This window comes from Nostoc sp. PCC 7107, assembly GCF_000316625.1.
GTDB lineage: Bacteria > Cyanobacteriota > Cyanobacteriia > Cyanobacteriales > Nostocaceae > Nostoc_B.
The window spans coordinates 2755332-2774410 of record NC_019676.1; the positions used below are offsets into that span (position 1 = coordinate 2755332).

Annotated in this window: 18 protein-coding genes; 4 read left to right on the plus strand and 14 right to left on the minus strand. The window is 42.6% G+C overall.

Going from position 1 to position 19079, the window contains the following annotated elements; translation table 11 throughout:
• Positions 1–9 precede the first annotated feature (9 nt).
• Positions 10–1560 carry a YcjF family protein gene (locus NOS7107_RS11680; protein WP_015113181.1) on the minus strand — a complete coding sequence of 517 codons (1551 nt, stop codon included), beginning with the start codon at positions 1558–1560 and terminating at the stop codon, positions 10–12.
• Between the two features lie 81 nt (positions 1561–1641).
• Entirely contained in the window at positions 1642–3735 is a 2094-nt protein-coding gene (locus NOS7107_RS11685; RefSeq protein WP_015113182.1) for an amylo-alpha-1,6-glucosidase, read from the minus strand.
• A 203-nt stretch (positions 3736–3938) separates the two neighbouring features.
• Here NOS7107_RS11685 and NOS7107_RS11690 point away from each other — a divergent pair, with 203 nt between their 5' ends.
• Both NOS7107_RS11690 and NOS7107_RS11695 read left to right on the plus strand, forming a co-directional pair.
• On the plus strand, positions 3939–4550 hold the full coding sequence (locus NOS7107_RS11690; protein ID WP_015113183.1) for a peroxiredoxin: 612 nt from the start codon (positions 3939–3941) through the stop codon (positions 4548–4550).
• Positions 4551–4767: 217 nt separating this feature from the next.
• Positions 4768–5322, plus strand: coding sequence for a peroxiredoxin (locus NOS7107_RS11695; RefSeq protein WP_015113184.1), 555 nt, complete (start codon positions 4768–4770; stop codon positions 5320–5322).
• Here the strand turns inward: NOS7107_RS11695 and NOS7107_RS11700 are convergent.
• From NOS7107_RS11700 to NOS7107_RS11735, 8 genes are all read right to left on the minus strand, one after another.
• Positions 5297–6745, minus strand: coding sequence for a Ni/Fe hydrogenase subunit alpha (locus NOS7107_RS11700; RefSeq protein ID WP_015113185.1), 1449 nt, complete (start codon positions 6743–6745; stop codon positions 5297–5299). The genes NOS7107_RS11695 and NOS7107_RS11700 overlap by 26 nt on opposite strands.
• Before the next feature lie 44 nt (positions 6746–6789).
• Positions 6790–7383: a CBS domain-containing protein gene (locus tag NOS7107_RS11705; RefSeq protein WP_015113186.1), complete on the minus strand. Its 594-nt coding sequence runs from the start codon at positions 7381–7383 to the stop codon at positions 6790–6792.
• Between the two features lie 130 nt (positions 7384–7513).
• On the minus strand, positions 7514–8059 hold the full coding sequence (locus NOS7107_RS11710; protein WP_015113187.1) for an NAD(P)-dependent nickel-iron dehydrogenase subunit HoxY: 546 nt from the start codon (positions 8057–8059) through the stop codon (positions 7514–7516).
• Between the two features lie 87 nt (positions 8060–8146).
• On the minus strand, positions 8147–8671 hold the full coding sequence (locus NOS7107_RS11715; RefSeq protein ID WP_015113188.1) for a DUF3122 domain-containing protein: 525 nt from the start codon (positions 8669–8671) through the stop codon (positions 8147–8149).
• 18 nt (positions 8672–8689) lie between these two features.
• Complete coding sequence (gene hoxU / locus NOS7107_RS11720; RefSeq protein ID WP_015113189.1) at positions 8690–9406, minus strand: bidirectional hydrogenase complex protein HoxU; 717 nt, start codon at positions 9404–9406, stop codon at positions 8690–8692.
• Positions 9407–9640: 234 nt separating this feature from the next.
• A complete protein-coding gene (locus tag NOS7107_RS11725) occupies positions 9641–11242 on the minus strand; it encodes a NuoF family protein (RefSeq protein WP_015113190.1) in 1602 nt (533 codons plus the stop codon).
• Positions 11229–11741, minus strand: a complete 513-nt coding sequence (gene hoxE, locus NOS7107_RS11730) for a bidirectional hydrogenase complex protein HoxE (protein WP_015113191.1) — start codon at positions 11739–11741, stop codon at positions 11229–11231. The genes NOS7107_RS11725 and hoxE overlap by 14 nt, the downstream gene beginning before the upstream one ends.
• Positions 11742–11790: 49 nt before the next feature.
• Positions 11791–12330 carry a universal stress protein gene (locus tag NOS7107_RS11735; protein WP_015113192.1) on the minus strand — a complete coding sequence of 180 codons (540 nt, stop codon included), beginning with the start codon at positions 12328–12330 and terminating at the stop codon, positions 11791–11793.
• Positions 12331–13003: 673 nt separating this feature from the next.
• On the opposite strand from NOS7107_RS11735, the gene NOS7107_RS11740 reads away from it, so the two are divergent.
• Together NOS7107_RS11740 and NOS7107_RS11745 are read left to right on the plus strand one after the other, a co-directional pair.
• Positions 13004–14935: a protein phosphatase 2C domain-containing protein gene (locus NOS7107_RS11740; RefSeq protein WP_044500750.1), complete on the plus strand. Its 1932-nt coding sequence runs from the start codon at positions 13004–13006 to the stop codon at positions 14933–14935.
• Positions 14936–15278: 343 nt separating this feature from the next.
• The gene (locus tag NOS7107_RS11745; protein ID WP_015113194.1) at positions 15279–15551 is read left to right on the plus strand and encodes a ferredoxin-thioredoxin reductase variable chain; all 273 of its coding nucleotides are present in this window, start codon (positions 15279–15281) and stop codon (positions 15549–15551) included.
• A 5-nt stretch (positions 15552–15556) separates the two neighbouring features.
• Here the strand turns inward: NOS7107_RS11745 and NOS7107_RS11750 are convergent, their stop codons facing one another.
• The 4 genes from NOS7107_RS11750 to NOS7107_RS11765 form a co-directional block, all read right to left on the minus strand.
• Positions 15557–15781: a hypothetical protein gene (locus NOS7107_RS11750; protein ID WP_015113195.1), complete on the minus strand. Its 225-nt coding sequence runs from the start codon at positions 15779–15781 to the stop codon at positions 15557–15559.
• 222 nt (positions 15782–16003) lie between these two features.
• Positions 16004–16795, minus strand: a complete 792-nt coding sequence (locus NOS7107_RS11755) for a YdcF family protein (RefSeq protein WP_015113196.1) — start codon at positions 16793–16795, stop codon at positions 16004–16006.
• Between the two features lie 85 nt (positions 16796–16880).
• On the minus strand, positions 16881–17363 hold the full coding sequence (locus tag NOS7107_RS11760) for a hypothetical protein (RefSeq protein WP_015113197.1): 483 nt from the start codon (positions 17361–17363) through the stop codon (positions 16881–16883).
• 86 nt (positions 17364–17449) lie between these two features.
• Positions 17450–19000 carry an AAA family ATPase gene (locus NOS7107_RS11765; protein ID WP_015113198.1) on the minus strand — a complete coding sequence of 517 codons (1551 nt, stop codon included), beginning with the start codon at positions 18998–19000 and terminating at the stop codon, positions 17450–17452.
• Positions 19001–19079 lie beyond the last annotated feature (79 nt).

Genomic DNA, 19079 nt, shown 5'->3' on the forward strand with positions numbered 1-19079 from the left:
GTACTTTTACTAATGAACTTCTTCATCTTGTTCAACGGCTTCTATTTTGTCTTGTAATGGTTTGACAACTTTGGCGATCGCTTCTTGAATAAAAGCTTTGATAAACTCATCTCGGCGGTTCATTTGAAACTGGCGCTGTACTACTTCGGTCATTCCGCCATCGCCCCAATCTTGATCATGGCGAAAATACTCAATAAAACTTTTCCCCGCAATTCTGGTTAAATATGCAGCTGTCACCCCTTGAATGGCTCTACCAATAACGAATGTGGCGACATTCAGTTGCAAAGCTGTAGAAACTAATTGAATCGCGCCCTTGACTATCCCTAAACTGGCAATAGTTTTCGCTAAAGATAAAGCTAACTCCCTTCCCCGTTCCATGTTCAATTCACAGCCGTAAACTCTACCAATTTCCACAACCATTTGAGCATTCACAGCGGCGGTTGCGAGTAAATCTACTACTGGTAAGGGTGTCACTGAAACTACCCCAGCGCCAATCCACTGAAATCGCTCAACAATTTTATCGGCTTGACGGCGACGCTGGGCATCAATGAGTTTACGTGCTTCTTCTCCTAACCGTAAAGATTGCAGCAAAATGTTATCTGCGACTAAATCTTCACCCTCAGCCCGCAGCACAGCAGCCATCCGCCGTAACAAGGGTACAATATCTGGCTCTGGTTCGTAGAGTTCGCCTGTTTCTAGTTGAGCCGATTGAGGATTAGCCGCGATCGCTACAACATCGTTAGTTGCAATAAAGCCCCGGACTCGTTCTCGCAACCGAGCCAAAATGACTTCTTTATTTTCGTCTGTATAGAGGTCAGTTTTATTAAGAATTAACAGCGATCGCTTGCCAATTTCGGCCAAACCCCGCAATGGTTCATATTCGGAGCGTCGTAGGTCATTATCTACTACAAATAACAACAAATCTGCGGCTGTGGCTAATTCCCTTGCTAACTGTTCTCGTTCGGTTCCAGCGACTCCTGCTTCTAAAATTCCCGGTGTGTCGGTAATTAAAATTTTGCGTTCCAACCCCTTTAACCGCAGACAATAAGTTTCGCCTGCTGTCGTTGTCCCCATTGGTGCATTTACTTGCCCGACCATCCGCCCCATAATGGCATTGACAAGGGAAGTTTTGCCTGCACTTCCTGTCCCAAATACTACAACTTGAATTTCACCCCGTGCTAAATTAACTTCAATTTCCCGCGATCGACTTAATAAAGCTTGTCGTGCTACTTCGTCTTGAATTTGCGAAACTTGTTGACGCACAGCTTGGATTGTGGAAGAAGCTGCATCAGATTTAGCTGCGGGGATTTGGGCTGGTGTCACGCGCTTACGTCCTTGGCGGGAACGTTTTTCTCCTCCCTGAAGCACCAATACGTAATAAACAAAAGCCGCAACTAAGCCGCCAATCAAGACAACCAACAGCAACAGCAGCAAATTACCGAGTAACGGCGAATAAGACAATTGCCAATAAAGGCGCGATAGAGAATCTATCAGCCACAGGCTCATGGCCAAAATGACGATGAGACCAACAATTAGCGTTACTATGCGCGATAAAGGCATGGGTAGCGGTGGTTAGTATTCAATAAGCAGATGCTTTTTATCTTAATGGTAGGACTAATGCACAGATGATGTCGGGTAGAATCAAAATTCATGGATATGACGCATCACTTCAGCCACTGACCAAGCTTGGGCGATCGCACCTCTGGGTGTGTGTGGTGGATCGCCATCAAAAATTTCGGAAATGGAGCCAAGACAAGCACTTGCCAAAAAATGGTCTAGGAGAGGTTGCCAACTAAAAGGTAATGGTTCCTTGGGGTAAAAACGTTGCCAGGCGCGAGTGAATGGCCCAATTAACCAACTCCAAACTGTACCTTGGTGGTAGGCGCGATCGCGATCGTGGGGCATACCTATATATTTACCCACGTATTCGGGATCAATGACATCGAGACTGCGAAGTCCATAGGGAGTTAGCAAGCGATAGGTGGCTAAGTCCAGTACCTGACGACCTTGTTGTTGAGAAAATCCACAATGGTGTAGAGATAATGCGAGAACCGCATTGGGACGAATTTGGGAATTGCGGCGATCGTCTGGCTCAATGGTGTCGTATAAGTAACCCAATATGGGGTTCCAGAATTTTTGCAGGGAAACCTTTACCTGTTGTGCTTGCTGTTCATAACGCTGCGCCTGTTTTGCTAGACGGGCTGCATCATCTACTGGCATTTGACTTAAGCGTTTTGCCCATTGACTCATCCAACACAAAGCAGAATACCACAGGGCATTAATTTCTACTGGCTTACCATGACGGGGTGTCACAGGCTGACCATTAACTACTGCATCCATCCAAGTTAAGGCGACACCGCGAGCATAGCAGCCCACTAAGCCATCAGTAGCATCAACTTGGATGTTATAACGTGTACCACCCACAAAGGCTTTGTGGATTTGCTGCACTACAGGAAATTGGTCTGCCAAAAACTCCCAGTCTTGGGTGGTTTCTAAGTAAAGTCCTAATGTTTCAATCCACCATAGGGCGGCATCAATACTGTTGTAATATGGCTCGGTGTCAACGTCAGGAAAATTATTCGGAATTAACCCGTGGCGACAGTAACGCCCAAAAGTTTGTAATAGCCCTTTGGCTAATTCATAACGCTGCGGTACTAGTGCTAGACCTGGTAAGGCAATTAAAGCATCACGTCCTCTGTCATTAAACCAGTGATAACCAGCAATCAGTGTAGGGCCAGCAATGGCAGCCCGATAAACAATAAACTGATCGCTGGCTTTGAGTAGGTGCTGCCAAATGAGCGATTGGGAAGATACAGGGAGGATAAAATCCTCTTTTTTTGTTTGCTCTCCAGCTTCCCTACCTCTTAATAGTCCCCAGTCTCTATTTACGGTTTTACTACATCCAAAAATCTGGCAGAGCCTTTCTTGTTCTGCTTCTACTGCTTCTGCAAAGCTTTCTGGTACTAATAGACTTTGTTGTGGGTCAGGAAAACCTAACCGCGCTTCTAAAGTTACAGCATCTCCTGGCTGGAGAGTGACGCTTAAATAGCCAGGGCTATAAAGGTCTTCATAATCACTTAATCCTCGACTTGTCTCTTCGGGGAGGATGTAATTCCAATACCAAAATGCGTCTGCTTGATATTTGCCCTGTGTCCAACGCAAATACCAAGGTTTACCAAAGTTTCCAGAAGCGATCGCTTGGAGGCAAACTTGTTGTTGTCCTAGTAATTGGGAAAATTGTAAGCCTGCGGCCTTTTGCTGATGATGAAAGTCGCGATCGCAAACGAGTAGTCGCAGTTTGAGAATAGCCGTCTCTACGCCATCATAACGATAGTGAATTAAAATCCGATGGCTGAGATGGGCATGAGGCGGGGGACTATCGTGTCCATTTCCTTCCCATCCGTATGGCATCAGCAGTTGTCTGCTTAACTGCCAGTTATCTTCACCCCAAATCCATTTGGGAACTGGGTTAATGTCAAAAGAGCGCAGTAGTTCGTAACCGGTAGGCTTAATCTCACCACTGCCCCAGATATTTGTCCCCAGGGAAACAATTCCCTTTGATACTTCTAAACTCGCTTCTAAATGCGATAACAACAAAGTGCGCCCAGAAGGTGGACTTGTCGCAGCAAATAACCAACCGTGATAAGTGCGGGTGCGGACATCAGAAACTGTACCACTGGCAAAACTGCCTAAGCCATTGGTGAGTAACCATTCTCTTGGATCTAAATTGGTCATTTGCTACTCAGAATCGTTATGACTATGATATAGTCGTAACAGATCGTAATTAAACTGTGAGTCAGCCCGATTGGGGGACTGTGTTCCTCGAAGAGGTTCTCGACAAGTACCCGAAAGGGTGAGACAGCGTGGATGGGTAAGTTTTATCTGACCCGAATTCTAACGCTACTAAAACTGATATAAGTTGAAGGAGAATTAGGTTAATGTCCCTCACTTACGGAACAGAAGGAAGCCTCCGCGTTGGTCAACAAGCTCCCGATTTTACAGCAACCGCTGTAGTAGATCAGGAATTCAAGACAGTCAAACTTTCCGACTATCGCGGCAAGTATGTTGTCTTATTTTTCTACCCCCTAGACTTTACCTTTGTTTGTCCTACTGAGATCACAGCATTTAGCGATCGCTACGAAGAATTCAAGAAACTTAACACTGAAGTTCTCGGTGTTTCCGTTGATAGTGAGTTCTCACACCTCGCTTGGATTCAAACCGATCGCAAATCAGGTGGCGTAGGCGACCTCAATTATCCCCTAGTTTCCGATATTAAGAAAGAAATTAGCGCAGATTACAACGTTCTTGACCCAGCAGCGGGCGTTGCCTTGCGTGGTCTATTCTTGATTGACAAAGATGGTATCATTCAACACGCTACCATTAACAACCTAGCTTTTGGTCGTAGCGTTGATGAAACTCTACGAACATTACAAGCAATTCAGCACGTCCAATCACATCCTGACGAAGTTTGCCCCGCTGGTTGGCAACCAGGTGATCAGACAATGAATCCTGATCCTGTGAAGTCTAAAGTTTACTTCGCTTCCGTCTAGAATTTTCTCGCTTTCAATTCCAATAATATTTGTTGGCATTGAAGGCGAAATTCATCCGCACCACAGATGAACCACAGATCAACACAGATTAAAATCAGTGTTAATTTGAGCGTTAATCTGTGGTTTTGTTTTGTTTTGTTTTGTTAAAGTGCTGAGTGCTGAGTGCTGAGTATAAATACAGTGCCTTTAAGTTTTTATATTATTCACTAATAAAAATATGCTAACTTCAACTGATTTCACTGGCTTATTTAATGAGCGATTCTTCCGTAACTTTTTGCCAATACCCGCGACTAGTTACTTTCGCATAGAAATAGGAACACCAGATTTTCAATTACCAGATATTACTAACGGTACTGTAGTCAAATTGTCAGACTATCGAGGCAAGCAACCAGTATTACTTGCCTTTACAAGAATCTTTACGGAAAAGCAATATTGCCCGTTTTGCTATCCGCATATTAAAGCTTTGAATGAAAACTATGAGGAATTTACAAAACGCGGTATAGAAGTTTTGATGATTACTAGTACCGATGAAAGGCAAAGTCAAATAGTTGTACAAGATTTAGGCTTAAAAATGCCGTTATTGAGTGACCCTAGTTGTAATATATTTCGGAGATATAAAGTAGGGCAAGCATTGGGAGCGCCTTTACCAGCACAGTTTGTATTAGATCAAGATGGCAAATTACTTTATACACATTTGTTTTCTTTTTTAGATCACAATGCTAGTGTGGAAACATTATTAACACAATTTAATGTCGCCAAACTTGATGAATAATATTGCCATCGGCGGCGATTAATTGAACTTGTAAAGGCATTTGTCCGGCGGCGTGAGTTGAACAACTTAAACAGGGGTCAAAAGCACGGATTCCTGCTTCCACACGATTTAACATTCCTTCAGGAATTTCTGTACCTTGGATGAAATGACGGGCAATTTGAGCAACTGTCCGATTCATTGCTAAGTTATTTTGACCAGTGGCAATGATGAAATTGACTTTTTGTAGTAAACCATTTTCATCAACCTGATAATGATGAAATAAAGTGCCGCGTGGTGCTTCGCTGACACCAACTCCTTCTAGTTGATTAATGCCAGCTTCGGCACGGAGTCGAGTTGATAGGATATCTGGGTCATCGAGTAAGATTTCAATGTGTTCAATACAGGCGACAATTTCGATTAAGCGGGCATAGTGATAAAAGAAAGATGACTTGACTGTACCTTGACCGCGATCGCGGAATTCTTGTAATTCTTGATCAGCTAAAGGTGTACCAATGCGGTTACAAATATTTAACCGTGCCAGCGGCCCTACCCGATACATCCCACTATCTATCCGGCAATGATCATTTTGGTTAGGATAACCCAAGGGTCGATAATAGGGCGATTTTAAGTAAGAATCTGGTTGAACAGCTTCCCCGATAAATTCTTGATAGCGCGTCGGGTCAAGTTTATCGGCAATGATATTACCTGCGCTGTCTACAAAGCGGAGATTTCCGTCGTAGGTTTCCCACAAACCGTTAGGAGTAACTAACCCCATAAATAAACTAGGGAAGTTACCAAAAGTTTGGACTTCTTTGGCATATTCATCAAGCAAGTTTTTAAATCGTGCTAAAGCATTCAAGATAGTAGCGCGTGCTTCGGGGATGCGGTTTTGGATGTGGCTGCGTTTTTCTGGTGTTAGTGGTTCTCGCACTCCACCAGGAACAGCCCAAGCCGGGTGAATCTTTTGCCCTCCAAGTAACTCAATAATTTCTTGTCCAAATTGGCGTAAGCGAATTCCACCACGGGCAAATTCTGGTTCTGCGGCAATTAAACCAAAAACATTGCGAGTTTGGGGATCGCTATCCATTCCCAATAAGAAATCAGGGGCGCTGAGATGAAAGAAACTCAACGTATGGGATTGGAGAATTTGCCCTAAATTCATCAACCTGCGGAGTTTAGCCGCCGTTGGTGGGATAATCACAGCTAAAATGCGATCGCCTGCTTTTGCTGAAGCTAACAAATGACTCACGGGACAAATACCACAAACCCGTGCAGTAATTCCCGGCATTTCCCACAGCGGCCGACCTTCGCAAAACTTTTCAAACCCGCGAAATTCGGTGACATGAAAGTGAGCATCACTTACTTGACCAGCATTATCTAAAAAAATACTAATCTTGGCGTGTCCTTCAATGCGGGTAACGGGATCGATAATTATTTTTTTCATTGGTCAAAAGGCAGGAGGCAGGAAGGAGGATGAAATTTCATACTTCAGACTTCATACTTCAGACTTTCTGAGTAATCTTCAAAAGCTGTTCTATCGATTTTTTCGGCTGTTTGGTGTGCTATTTCTGATTGCATTTCGTCTACTGCATCCCAAGCTGCGGCACATTCTTCTGAGTGAATACCTTTTTCTATGCAAGTAGCACGAGCTTTTTTAATTTCATCTTGTAGCTGTTGTTCTAACAGAAGTGACCGGGGTTGTTCTATAAAGTCACTTAAAGCCAAAATATCGGTGAGAGAAATGATTCCGATTAGTTCACCTTGGATAATCGGCGCTCTGTGCAAATGATGTTGAGCAAATAACCGCGCGACGTATTCTACACCCAAGTCGGGGTTAATGGCGATGCAAGGTTTAGTCATCACCTCGTAAACCCTTATTTTATGAGGGTCTTTACCATAAGCAATAACTTTATAGACAATATCACTCTCGCTAATAATGCCGTAAGCGTCTTGTTCGTGGCGACGGTCAACAATTAATGCTCGCCAATCTCTAGCCCGCATTAACTTCACGGCTTCTGCGACTGTGGCGGAACTACGAATGGTGGCGACATCTTTTGTCATAATGTCTGCTGCTTTTAACATAATGAATCTCCTATAGATGAGTGCTGAGGAGCGCTACTTGCTAGAACGGGGGGGGAAACCCCACAAAGCAGTGGCTCGACTTGAATGAACTGGCGTTGCTGAGTGTGTGAATAATCCTCCTGCCTTCTCTTCAACCAAATTTGATGAATTCGCGTCCTTCGAGTTTGGGTTTTTCTCCTTGTAACAGTGGCTCTAATGCGGCGCGGATGCGAGTTGCTGAGGGTGGACAGCCGGGTAAATAAATATCAACGGGGACGACATAATGTACAGGTGTGACTTTATCTAGTAATGGGGGGACTATGCCTGGTTCTTGGGGTATTTGAGGATGAAGATCAACTAATTCGATGTAACATCGCTGAAGTACTGGTTCGGCGCTACCTAAAGGATTGCGTAAGGCGGTGACGTTGCCAGTCACAGCACAATCACCAAAGGAAATTAAGATTTTGGAACGTTCTCGCACGGTGCGGATTGTGGTGAGATGTTCTTCGTTAGCGATCGCACCTTCAACTAAAACTACATCGACATCATGGGGATATTCTTTAATATCCGCGAAGGGACTGTAAACAAAATCAACTTGTCCTGCTAAATCAATTAGCCATTCGTCTAAGTCGAGAAAGGACATGTGACAGCCGGAACAGCCGCCTAACCATACTGTTGCTAGTCGTAAGCGATTCATATTAATTTTTCAATGGTCAATAGTCAATTTAGAAGTTAAAAGGCAAAAAGCAAATGTAAAAAGAGAAAATTTTTTACTTTTTACTTTTTACTTTTTACTTGTTAATACCTGATGCCACTCTTGCACGACGGATTGAGGGACGGAGATGTGAATAAACTTTTGTTTGGGTAATGGTATTGCTAGTTGTAGGGCTTCGTTAGGTAATTGGGGCAAGATATCTTTAAAGTCGTATTGACCGATAGTTGGTGCTGGGGCTTCATCTAAGAACACGTCAGCAGCAGTAAAAATCTTGCCGTCAGCGGTGGTGATTTTGAGCGGTTGGGGATGAATCAATTCGGCTGAGTTAGGGAAACCGACTAGGCGCAGATTTAAACTGATCTTTTGATGAGGATAAATTTGCTTAAACAGAACCGCTTGCCAAACGTGTCCTGATTGGTCATCTAATTTTGTTTGTGAGCGATAAAGTATTTCGCCTGGTGCTGCTTCTAAACGTGTGACAGCCGCGATTGCTGTTTGTGATGTGGGGTTTCTTAAAACCAGGAATATACATATTGTCAAAATACTTGCCAATAGCAGCCACCAAAATGTTTGTCGAATGCGACGGAGTTTCATATTTTCCTCCTGGCGTGGCTAAAGATTCCATTGCTGTTTTTTCCTTGCAGTAACTAAAAAATCAAGTTTGTCCCGATCATGTTTCATTTCCCCAACGCTAGAAGCTTGGTAGAAAATCGCACCTGTGGGGCAAGCGTTGACACATTTACCGCAGGAGGTACAAGTTGACGATGTTCCCCACGGCTGACTCAAGTCAGTAATAACGTGAGAGTTTGTACCCCTACCTGCCATATCCCAAGTGTGAGCGCCTTCAATTTCGTCACAAACACGGACACAACGAGTACACAGCACACATCGGTTATGATCAATACCGAAGCGCTCGTGGGAAACATCTACTTTGCGATTGGGGAAGTGATATTCTAAACGTACATGATCCATCCCCATTTCAATCGCTAAGTCTTGTAATTCACAATTACCATTAGCGACACACACCGAACAGATGTGATTACCTTCTGCAAACAGCATTTCGACAATTGTACGGCGGTATTTTTGCAGGCGATCGCTATGTGTATACACCTCCATTCCTTCGTTAATTTTTGTCACGCAAGCAGGCTGTAATTTATTACTCCCAGCAATCTCTACTAAACACAGCCGACAAGCGCCCACATCCTCCACGCCGTTTAAATGGCACAATGTCGGAATATGAATTCCTGCTGCTTGCGCCGCTTCTAAGACAGTTTCTTCTTCGTGAGCGCTAATAAGTTGGTCGTTGATTGTTAAAGTTTTAACTGTCATAACAATAAAAAATAGGTGACAGGAAACCAAAAACAGAGTGTAAATTGTGTCTGATTATTGAATGCGACGGGTTACATCGTGAATGCGACAAGTTGCATTATTAATGCAATAGTTAATATTGTTGTTGCAACAAGTTACATTGTGACTGCGACGGCTGACATTATGAATGCGACGGTTTACATCGTGAATGTGATAGCCTACATTGTGATGCAAACTAAAAAACTTTTTAGCCTGTCACTTGTCACCTGTAATCAACTCCAAATACTCTTTCCGGAAATAGCGCAATGTACTAAATACCGGATTTGGTGCAGACTGTCCCAAACCACACAAGCTGGTGTTTTTTACCAGATCGCACAGTTCTTCCAGTAATGCCAAATCAGCGTGGGTTGCTTTGCTTTGCATCAGTTTGGTTAATAATCCATGTAGCTGCACAATTCCCACACGACAAGGAATGCACTTACCACAGGATTCATCCATACAAAATTCCATAAAGAATCTTGCAACATCAACCATGTTGGTGGTTTGATCCATAACAATCATGCCGCCAGAACCCATCATCGAACCGAGGTTTGTTAGGGATTCATAATCTACAGGTGTATCAAATGCCGAAGCAGGAATACATCCCCCAGAAGGGCCACCTGTTTGTACGGCTTTAGCAATACCACCATCGGGAATACCGCCTCCTATTTCTTCGACAATTTGTCGCAGAGAAGTTCCCATTGGGACTTCAATTAAACCTGTGTTGCGGATTTTGCCAGCTAGGGCAAAAACTTTTGTTCCTTTGCTTTTGTCTGTACCAATACTGGCAAACCAATCAGCACCTTTACGAATAATTGGAGCAATATTGGCAAAGGTTTCGACGTTATTAATTAATGTAGGATGACCCCATAAACCAGATTCTGCCGGATAGGGTGGACGAGGATGAGGTAGGCCGCGTTTGCCTTCGATGCTTTCCATTAAGGCGGTTTCTTCGCCGCACACATAAGCCCCTGCACCGATGCGGATATCGATTTTGAAGTCAAAGGGAGAATCAAAGATTTGGCTACCTAATAAACTTAGGCGTTGGGCTTGATGAATTGCGGTTTGCAAACGATGAATGGCAATGGGATATTCTGCCCGAACATAAATATAACCTTGGCTGGCTCCTACAGCATAGCCAGCGATCGCCATTCCTTCTAATACGCGATGGGGATCACTTTCTAGCACACTGCGATCCATAAATGCACCGGGATCACCTTCATCAGCGTTACAAATGACAAATTTGCGGCCGCTTTTTGCTTTAGCAACAGTCGCCCATTTTATTCCTGTGGGATAACCCGCACCACCTCTGCCACGCAACCCACTACGGGTAACTGTCTCAACTACCTCGTTAGGTGTCATCTCACGCAACACATGGTAAAGAGCTTGATAACCTTCAACCGCAATATAAGATTGAATCTTTTCTGGGTCAATTTTGCCGCTATTTTCTAAAACAATTGGCTGTTGATAACTAAAGAATGGCTGGGATAAATCTATTTCTGAAACACAGATTTTACCACCGTCTAACGCTTCAATAATGGCAGATGCGTTTTGAATGGTAACTTTTTCGTAAAGCTTGCTTCCGGCTGGGGTGTCAACTTGCACTAATGGCCCTTTACAGCATAAACGCATACAGCCAACACCAGAAACTTGCACGTCTTTTTCTAAACCTTCAGCTTTAATACCTGCATCAAGTTCTTGTTTAATACTTTGGGAATTAGCAGATAAACAACCAGCCGCTGTACAACAGCGAATATGTACTGGTTTAGCTTGAGATTTTTCTTGTTTGGCGATTTCTAATAATTCATTTAATTCCATTTTCCAGCCATTCTTGGATGCGTTCTCCAACTGATTCTGGGTTTTGATTACCTAAGACTGTGCCATCAAATACTACAGCAGGCGCAATCCCGCAAGCTCCTAAACATCTTGCTGTTAATAGTGATAATTGTTTGTTAGCTGTAGTTTCGCCCGCCCGAATCCGCGTAATTTTTTCTACATTGGCCAAAATTGCCTGAGCGCCTTTGACATAACAAGCAGTCCCGGTACAAACTACACAACGATGAACACCTTGAGGCGCTAAAGAAAATAAATGGTAAAAAGTAGCTACCCCGTAAACTTGACTAGGGGGAAGTTTTAAATTATGGGCAATATAAAGTAATAAATCGGGTTCTAAATAACCATAAAGTTCTTGGGCTTTGTGGAGAATTTCAATTAAGGCATCTTGTTGATACTGGTGACGCTTCATGGTTGCGTCCAGCATCTTCAGGCGTTTATCTCCACTGGGATGGTGCAGAACTACAGGAGAAGCAATTGTCATTGTTATTGATAGAGATTGATGATTTACTTTGGCGATCGCACCCTAAAATTTAAGAGACGCTGACATTTTCCGCTGCTTCCACAACAGTTTTTTCTGAGCTTTTCAAATTGCGAGGATAATGCACGATATAAACTGAATAATTAGCGTGGTGCAGCACATAGTTACTCACACTACCTAAGAAAAATTCTGCTAAACCAGAACGCCCACGATGTCCCATCACAATTAAGTCTGCATTCCATTCAGCAGCCATTTTACAAATAGTATTGCCAGGGTTGCCCAAAACTTGGCTAAACTCTGCTTTCACATCTGCCAAGTTTGCTTGAGCGCAAAAAGCCTGCAACATCCGCACGCCTTCATCTTTAAAGCTATCCCATTGTTTTTGATATAAATCTAAACTTTGACCACTCAAACCTGGATAGTAATCAACGTTAGATAACATGGGAATGTAAGGGCTACCTTCTTCTTCTGGGGACAGAACATGCAGCAATAATAGTTGGGCTGACATGACTTTTGCTAAAGACAATGCTTGCTGAAAAACCTCTTGTCCCATTTCTGACCGATCTAATGCCACTAAAATCTTTTCCAGCATATAAACCTCTGGCTGTAATTGCTTATAACTAATTGGTGATTGAAGTTTTTAGTCGGGAGATGCAGAACTTCAGCAATTGATAATGCTGCATCTGTTTTTAACAACAATTTTGGCAATGATTCTTTTTAATTTAGCCGTGATATTTTGGCAACTTACTAAGTGACTATCTATCTTATAGAAGAAGAATTTGAGGAACTTGTGAGGATGTTACCGTTGTTAAATAAGCTGGTGTGCATTCAAGTTGCAAATTCTTTGGTTGAGACTGCCATTAGTCATCAGTCATTTGTCTCTTGTCAACACAAAACGCCAATCTAAAATCCAAAATTGATTGACTAATGACAACCTTTATGGGTAACAGGACTTACGCACAGGCTACGGAAAATCGAACCACAGAGACGCAGAGGTCACGGAGAAATGAGAGTTTGAGAGGTGTTTTGCGTAAGTCCTAGGTAATTCTGTAATTTAGACGTGTTTGAGCTTACTTGTATATAGGAGTCCGCTTTGATTCCTGAAATCATTTGTGTAAGAAGGGAATGTGAAAGGTCAGGTACTTAACAACTTCCCTTTTCCCTTTAACAGAAACATATCGGGGGCGAATGTCTGGTTGCCCCTACTATAATGATCACCAAATATCTGGATAAAATTCTTTATTAATGCGTAAGTCTTATTTATGATGATTTCTACTGAACGCATAATTTATTGCATAAATCCTAGCTGCGATCGCCCGGCTAATTCTATAGAAGAGCGCATCTGTACCAATTGTCAAACTCCCTTAATTCACCGTTACCTCTGGGCGACTGGTACTTTAGCCGCCAACATCTTACCCGAAACCCAAGTTGCAGAGCGATATGAAGTTATTCAACAACAAATCTGGCTAGATACTCAACCAGGGCTACCACCAGAAACTTTACAAGACTTACCACAAGCTGTTATTCCTTATTTAAAACTATATCAACAGCAATTACATCTTCCTCAAGTTTATGGGTTTGCTTTTTTTGAGAATGAAGATAATATTCTGTTGCTAGAAAATGCCCCAATAGACATAACAGGAAACTTATACCCCACGATAGCTAATGCTTGGGAACAAGCTACAGCAGTTAGACAAGTTTATTGGCTATGGCAAATTCTCCAACTTTGGCAACCGTTAGCAGAACTAGAAGTTGAGCAAAGTTTAATAATTCCCGATAACTCAAGAGTACAAGGTTGGTGTGTGCGGTTGTTAGAACTGCATCCCACCCCAGCCGATGAAAAACTCAGCTTACATGATTTAGGAAAGTCTTGGCAGTCTTTGATAGCATTAGCCCAACCACAAATCGCGCAATCATTACAGAAGATAGTTGAGCAAATGTGCGATCGCGCAGTAGATTTAGAAATTATCACAACTCAACTGAATACACTGTTACTCTCAGCTGCTGCCGAATTACCTCTTAGTTTGCAAGTTGCAGGTGCAACAGACATCGGCACAGAACTCACCCAAAACGAAGACACTTGTTACCCAAGCACCGATGAACCATATCATCCACTCATCCCACGCTTATCGATGGTTTGTGATGGTATTGGTGGACATCAAGGTGGTGAAGTTGCCAGCCAAATGGCAGTACAATCATTAAAATTGCAAATCCGTGCTTTATTAGCAGAAGTCGCCGAACAAACTGAACCCGTAGCGCCAAAATTATTGCAAGAACAGCTAGAAGCAAGTTTGCGGGTAGTCAATAATTTAATTTCCTCCCGCAATGATGAGCAAAAACGCCAAGGTAGAGAACGAATGGCGACAACCTTGGTGATGGCGTTGCAATTACCCCAAAGAATCGCCACAATTTCTGGATGGACATCTGATAACGCCCATGAACTTTATTTAGCTAATATTGGCGATAGCCGCGCTTACTGGATAACCCGTAACTACTGCCAATTACTCACCGTGGATGATGATGTCGCTTGGCGAGAAGTGCGTTATGGCAGGAGTTTATATCGTCAAGCTCTCCAGAGACAAGATGCAACGGCTTTGACTCAAGCATTAGGCACAAAAGATGCGGAATCTCTGCGATTATCAATTCAAAGATTCATCATTGATGAAGAAGGGCTATTATTGCTGTGTTCTGATGGTTTAAGTGATAACGATTGGGTAGAAAATTCTTGGCAAGATTTTGCTATTCCTGTGTTAACAGGTGAAGCTTCCATTGCCGAAACCGTGCAGAATTTGATTAATCTTGCCAACCAAAAAAATGGTCATGATAATACTTCCGTTGTTCTCACCCTTTGTCGGCTGTCTAAAGAATATTTAGTACCAGTAACAACAGTATCTCCACCAGAAGAGATTGTCGAACCAGAAACACCAGAAATAGAAGAACCTGCTTTGACAGAAAGCGCCCAAGCCTTATTAGACTTGGATTTGACAGAGGAACCAATACCTCCACCAATACCCACACCAATCAAAAAACCTCATCAACGTAAGCCTTTAGCAAACCTTGGCGGATTATTAGCCGTGTTCGTTGGCGGAACAACTCTGGGATTATTCGCTTGGTGGCTACTAAATCCCCAAACCTTTCAACAAATGTGTGGAAAATTACCCCAACCAATACAGTCAGTCTGTCCACAGCGTCAGTAATCAAAACCCTTACTGTCAGACACAGCATCTAGGAACGTAATATCCATTTGATGTAGAATTGGAACTGTCGTTAAAGCGCACAGAAAAACTAAAACGAGTCTTTCTTAGCCTGTTAGCTGACAAATCCTCAAAAAGCGCTTCTGAGACACCCGTAAGCGTGGACAAGTGCAATGAGGAGAAAAAACCAGTCAGACATTTGTCGCTGATGATGATTAAAGCCTGCAAGGTCAGGCTTTGTTTGTATAAAAGTTGCAAACGCATAAAATAGAGCGTTTGTCTTGATGAGATGGGAAAAATCACTGTTCTCAACAGTTTGTTTTTCCAGCAGCAAGTTCGATGAGGGATGGCTGTGGAGATGCTTGTGGAACCGCAAAAGCTAGGTGTAAATGTTCTTATGAAAGTTGGCGATCGCGTCCGTGTTAATGAATCGGTAGTAGTCTACCATCATCCTGAACATCGCTCTCAAGCTTTTGACCTCAAAGGCTCAGAAGGCGAAATCGTGGATATTGTGACTCAATGGCAAGGTAGACCTGTAAGTGCTAACTTGCCAGTATTAGTTCAGTTTAGTAAAAAATTTAAAGCCCACTTGCGTGAGAATGAGTTAGAAATTATCTAAACTTCTCAAAAGCGGCGAAGGAACCACCGAAAAATGTTGAGTTCGCCGCGCATTTTTTTGAGTTCTTGACGATGATATTCTGCTTCAGCCTCGTACCATTCACAATGACGCTGAAACTCTAAGCGTTGCTGAACTTCGTAATAAAATTCATGGGTAGTTTGGTAAGCACTAAAAGCTTCTTCAACTTCAGGTTGCCGAGATAGAATAATATGAGGTAATTCTTGGCGCATGATTCTCACAACATAGTGTGCTGAGTTTTGAGATATTAAACAACCAAAACTTTCAGACTATTGAAATTATAGCTATTAGCAATAACTAAACTTCTTGCAAAAGTCTTGATTCTCTTCTTCTCCTTTGCGTCTTTGCGGCTACCCTGCGGGAACGCCTGGCGGCGAATGCGCGAGACAAAAAATATTGATGCAAGAGGTCTACTGGCTACCACGCAACAATTTTTACAGCCAACCACGCAAGCTATAGATAAAACTACCAATATATTCTTTTAAAGCACTAGTAAATTGATGTAGGTTATCTGTATCGGGTAATAAGTTGAGTAATGCAGCTTTGGGGGTGCTACCCAGTTCTTGCAGTTCACCTTGAGTCACAAGAAAATCTGTTGGCGCAGGAGTAGCATCAATCCCTTGACGTTGGAAAATTTTCAGCGATCGCGGCATGTGCATGGACGAAGTTACCAATAATACTTTTTCAATACCACGAGACTGCAAAATTTTCTTGACATTCACCGCATTTTGATAAGTATTGAGAGAATCGGGGTCTTGAATAATTGCCTGTGGTGGTACACCGATTTCTGTCAGAATACTGGCCATGTCTGTAGATTCTGGTGTACCACCATTTCGCCATTCCACCCTACCACCACTTGTAATAATCAAAGGCGCTTTTTTTTGACGATATAGCTGTGCTGCATAAATTACGCGATCGCCTTGTTCACTTAAATCAACGTCAGGTCGAGGAAAAAAAGCTGATTTAGTTGCACCACCCAAAACCACAATTGCTTCCGCATTTGGCATTTGCTGAGGTGGGAGATTTTGCCATTCGAGCGATCGCACCAATGCCTTAGCCACCCAAGCATTACTACAAAATAATAATAAACTTAAAGAAAAGGCGATCGCTGCTGTTGCAGTGCGCGGTTGTTTCCACACTGTGATCAAAGCCACCACTAAACTCACACTGGCTAATCCCAAAGGATAAAAAAACAGTGGTAACAACTTAGAAAGGTATAAAAACATAATTGGTTATTACAGGTAACTTCAAAGATATAAGTAAAAAGAAAAAATCTTTTGACTTTTGACTTTTAACTTTTGCCTTTATTCATTACCTTTCCCAAAATCTAAAATTAATGCCTCTGGCGCGACGGAAGCGGCGAGTAGGCCTCCTTTTTTGCTGTTTAGTTGATCTTTCTTCTCCCTCTTCTACAGTTTCCACTGGTAGCTGAGTTCTAACTTCTTCTTTGCTACCCCACCAAGCAATAATCCAGCCGCCACCAATAGCACCTATTCCCCCTAGCAAGATACTCATCGGTGCTGAGTAACCCAACCAGACAAAGCCTAATAAGAAAAATAACCAGTATTTAAGTCCAGCATCAATACCATCAGAAGAGGCGACTGTTGGCGCTTGGGGGCTATTTTTACTTGCACTAGTCATCCAACCCAAGGTGAATCCGCCCAAAATTCCTAAGAAAATACTCAGGGATGCTGGTGAACCCGTCAATATTAAGATGAACGTTAAAAATGACCCAAATATTAATTGCGAAACAAAGTCAGGGGTGAAATTAAATAAGTTGTTATTTTTAGCCATGAGTCCAGTAAGGGTGTAAAGGTATAGGGGTGTAAGGGTGTAGGGGTAGGGAGAAAATTTTAACTAATACCTTACCCCCTTGCCCTTTAAACCCTGTTCTCGCTCAGAAGTTTGAATTGTATCCCGTTTGCTTGAGTGGTATCCCAAGTGTAAACATAAGGTGCTTCTGCTTCAGTAAAAGCTTCAGCTTGTTTAAGTTGTGATGCTAATAAATCTACCGTAGCATCAGCAATATCACCAGTCCGGTTGATCAACCGTTCTTGAATTACTTCGACTGGTGCTGTGCAGTGGACAATCTGGAGAGGAAGTTGATACTTTTGTGTTTTGGCGATCGCTTCTTGGCGATGTTGTTGTCGGTCATACTTGGCATCTAAAATCACAGTGAAACCTTGATTAGCTAGTATAGTTCCCAAGTTCAACAACCGTGTATATGTTTTCTGCGTCATTTCTGGCGTATACAAATCATCTCCACCACGTTCTGACAAAGAAATTCTCCCCAAATGCTTACGCACTGCATCTGAGCGAATGTGAATCGCATTAAATTGTCGAGCTAAATATTTTGCGGTTGTACTCTTCCCCGAACCTGACAACCCCGACATTAAAATCAGCTTTCCTTGTTTGGGTTGAGTGTATTCCCAAGCCAGCTTGTAATACTTGGCTGCGGTTTTTGCCGCTTCTTGTTTAACTTCTGCTGGTACACCAGGATCATCCAGTAAAAATGACGTTACCTTTGCCCTTACATAAGACTGCCGATTTAAATATATAGGCAATACCTCTAAGCCTTCCCAATCGCCAGTCTGCTCTAAATAAGTATTTAAATAAGCATTACTTAAGTCTTGACGTTCTTGTGCTTCCAAATCCATCACCGCATAAGCAATATCGAACATGACATCAACAAAGCGGAAGGGTTCGTTAAACTCTATGCAGTCAAATAACAAAATTTTATCTTGCCACAAACAAATATTGCGGAGGTGTAAGTCTCCATGACATTCCCGAATACGGTGATTTTGAATTCGTTTTTGAAATAACTCTGACTTTTCCGCAAAAAATTTATCTGTATAAGCTTTGCTTTCGTCAAATTGCTGCTGTGTCTGGGGGCCACCGATATATTTCTCAGTTTGCTCGTAATTTTCATCAAATGCTGCTCGTACTTGCGATACTTCGCCAAAAGTGCGTATGTAATCATTTGTTTCGGTTTTGGCATGATACTGAGCTACAACCCGTCCCAATTCTTCCAAGTTAACTTCATTCAACTTAGCCTGTGCAAATAAGTTACTCAATAGGGTTTCTTGGGGAAACTCACGCATTTTGACTACATACTCTACAACTTCTCCTGTTCCCCCTAGACGATATTCTTCTCTTTCCAGGGTTATTGGTAACACTTCCAAATACAGTTCAGCGGCTCCCCGTTGATTGAGGCGCAACTCTTCCTCGCAAAAATGCCGCCGCTTTTCCAAAGTCGAAAAATCCAAAAACCCAAAATTTACTGGTTTCTTCAGCTTATAGGCGTAATCTCCCGTCAGCAGCACATAAGAAACGTGGGTTTGGCTGAGTTGAATAGGTTCTGTTACAGGATGGGGATAAAATCCCGGCTGTAACATCTGTTGAATTAAAGCTGGAAGAGTTACTTCTGTCATATTTTCGTTGTTAGAGGCTAGAGACTAGGGGCCAGGAAAAAAAGATTTTTAGGTTTAAGAGTTTTTCCATGCTGAATAA

Bases quoted from the DNA above. Each gene is read 5' to 3' on its own strand.
- NOS7107_RS11680 (WP_015113181.1), bottom strand. From the start codon at position 1,560: ATGCCTTTATCGCGCATAGTAACGCTAATTGTTGGTCTCATCGTCATT.
- NOS7107_RS11690 (WP_015113183.1), top strand. From the start codon at position 3,939: ATGTCCCTCACTTACGGAACAGAAGGAAGCCTCCGCGTTGGTCAACAA.
- NOS7107_RS11750 (WP_015113195.1), bottom strand. From the start codon at position 15,781: ATGCGCCAAGAATTACCTCATATTATTCTATCTCGGCAACCTGAAGTT.
- NOS7107_RS11695 (WP_015113184.1), top strand. From the start codon at position 4,768: ATGCTAACTTCAACTGATTTCACTGGCTTATTTAATGAGCGATTCTTC.
- NOS7107_RS11725 (WP_015113190.1), bottom strand. From the start codon at position 11,242: ATGGAATTAAATGAATTATTAGAAATCGCCAAACAAGAAAAATCTCAA.
- NOS7107_RS11685 (WP_015113182.1), bottom strand. From the start codon at position 3,735: ATGACCAATTTAGATCCAAGAGAATGGTTACTCACCAATGGCTTAGGC.
- NOS7107_RS11700 (WP_015113185.1), bottom strand. From the start codon at position 6,745: ATGAAAAAAATAATTATCGATCCCGTTACCCGCATTGAAGGACACGCC.
- hoxE (WP_015113191.1), bottom strand. From the start codon at position 11,741: ATGACAATTGCTTCTCCTGTAGTTCTGCACCATCCCAGTGGAGATAAA.
- NOS7107_RS11715 (WP_015113188.1), bottom strand. From the start codon at position 8,671: ATGAAACTCCGTCGCATTCGACAAACATTTTGGTGGCTGCTATTGGCA.
- NOS7107_RS11735 (WP_015113192.1), bottom strand. From the start codon at position 12,330: ATGCTGGAAAAGATTTTAGTGGCATTAGATCGGTCAGAAATGGGACAA.
- hoxU (WP_015113189.1), bottom strand. From the start codon at position 9,406: ATGACAGTTAAAACTTTAACAATCAACGACCAACTTATTAGCGCTCAC.
- NOS7107_RS11760 (WP_015113197.1), bottom strand. From the start codon at position 17,363: ATGGCTAAAAATAACAACTTATTTAATTTCACCCCTGACTTTGTTTCG.
- NOS7107_RS11765 (WP_015113198.1), bottom strand. From the start codon at position 19,000: ATGACAGAAGTAACTCTTCCAGCTTTAATTCAACAGATGTTACAGCCG.
- NOS7107_RS11755 (WP_015113196.1), bottom strand. From the start codon at position 16,795: ATGTTTTTATACCTTTCTAAGTTGTTACCACTGTTTTTTTATCCTTTG.
- NOS7107_RS11745 (WP_015113194.1), top strand. From the start codon at position 15,279: ATGGCTGTGGAGATGCTTGTGGAACCGCAAAAGCTAGGTGTAAATGTT.
- NOS7107_RS11705 (WP_015113186.1), bottom strand. From the start codon at position 7,383: ATGTTAAAAGCAGCAGACATTATGACAAAAGATGTCGCCACCATTCGT.
- NOS7107_RS11710 (WP_015113187.1), bottom strand. From the start codon at position 8,059: ATGAATCGCTTACGACTAGCAACAGTATGGTTAGGCGGCTGTTCCGGC.
- NOS7107_RS11740 (WP_044500750.1), top strand. From the start codon at position 13,004: ATGATTTCTACTGAACGCATAATTTATTGCATAAATCCTAGCTGCGAT.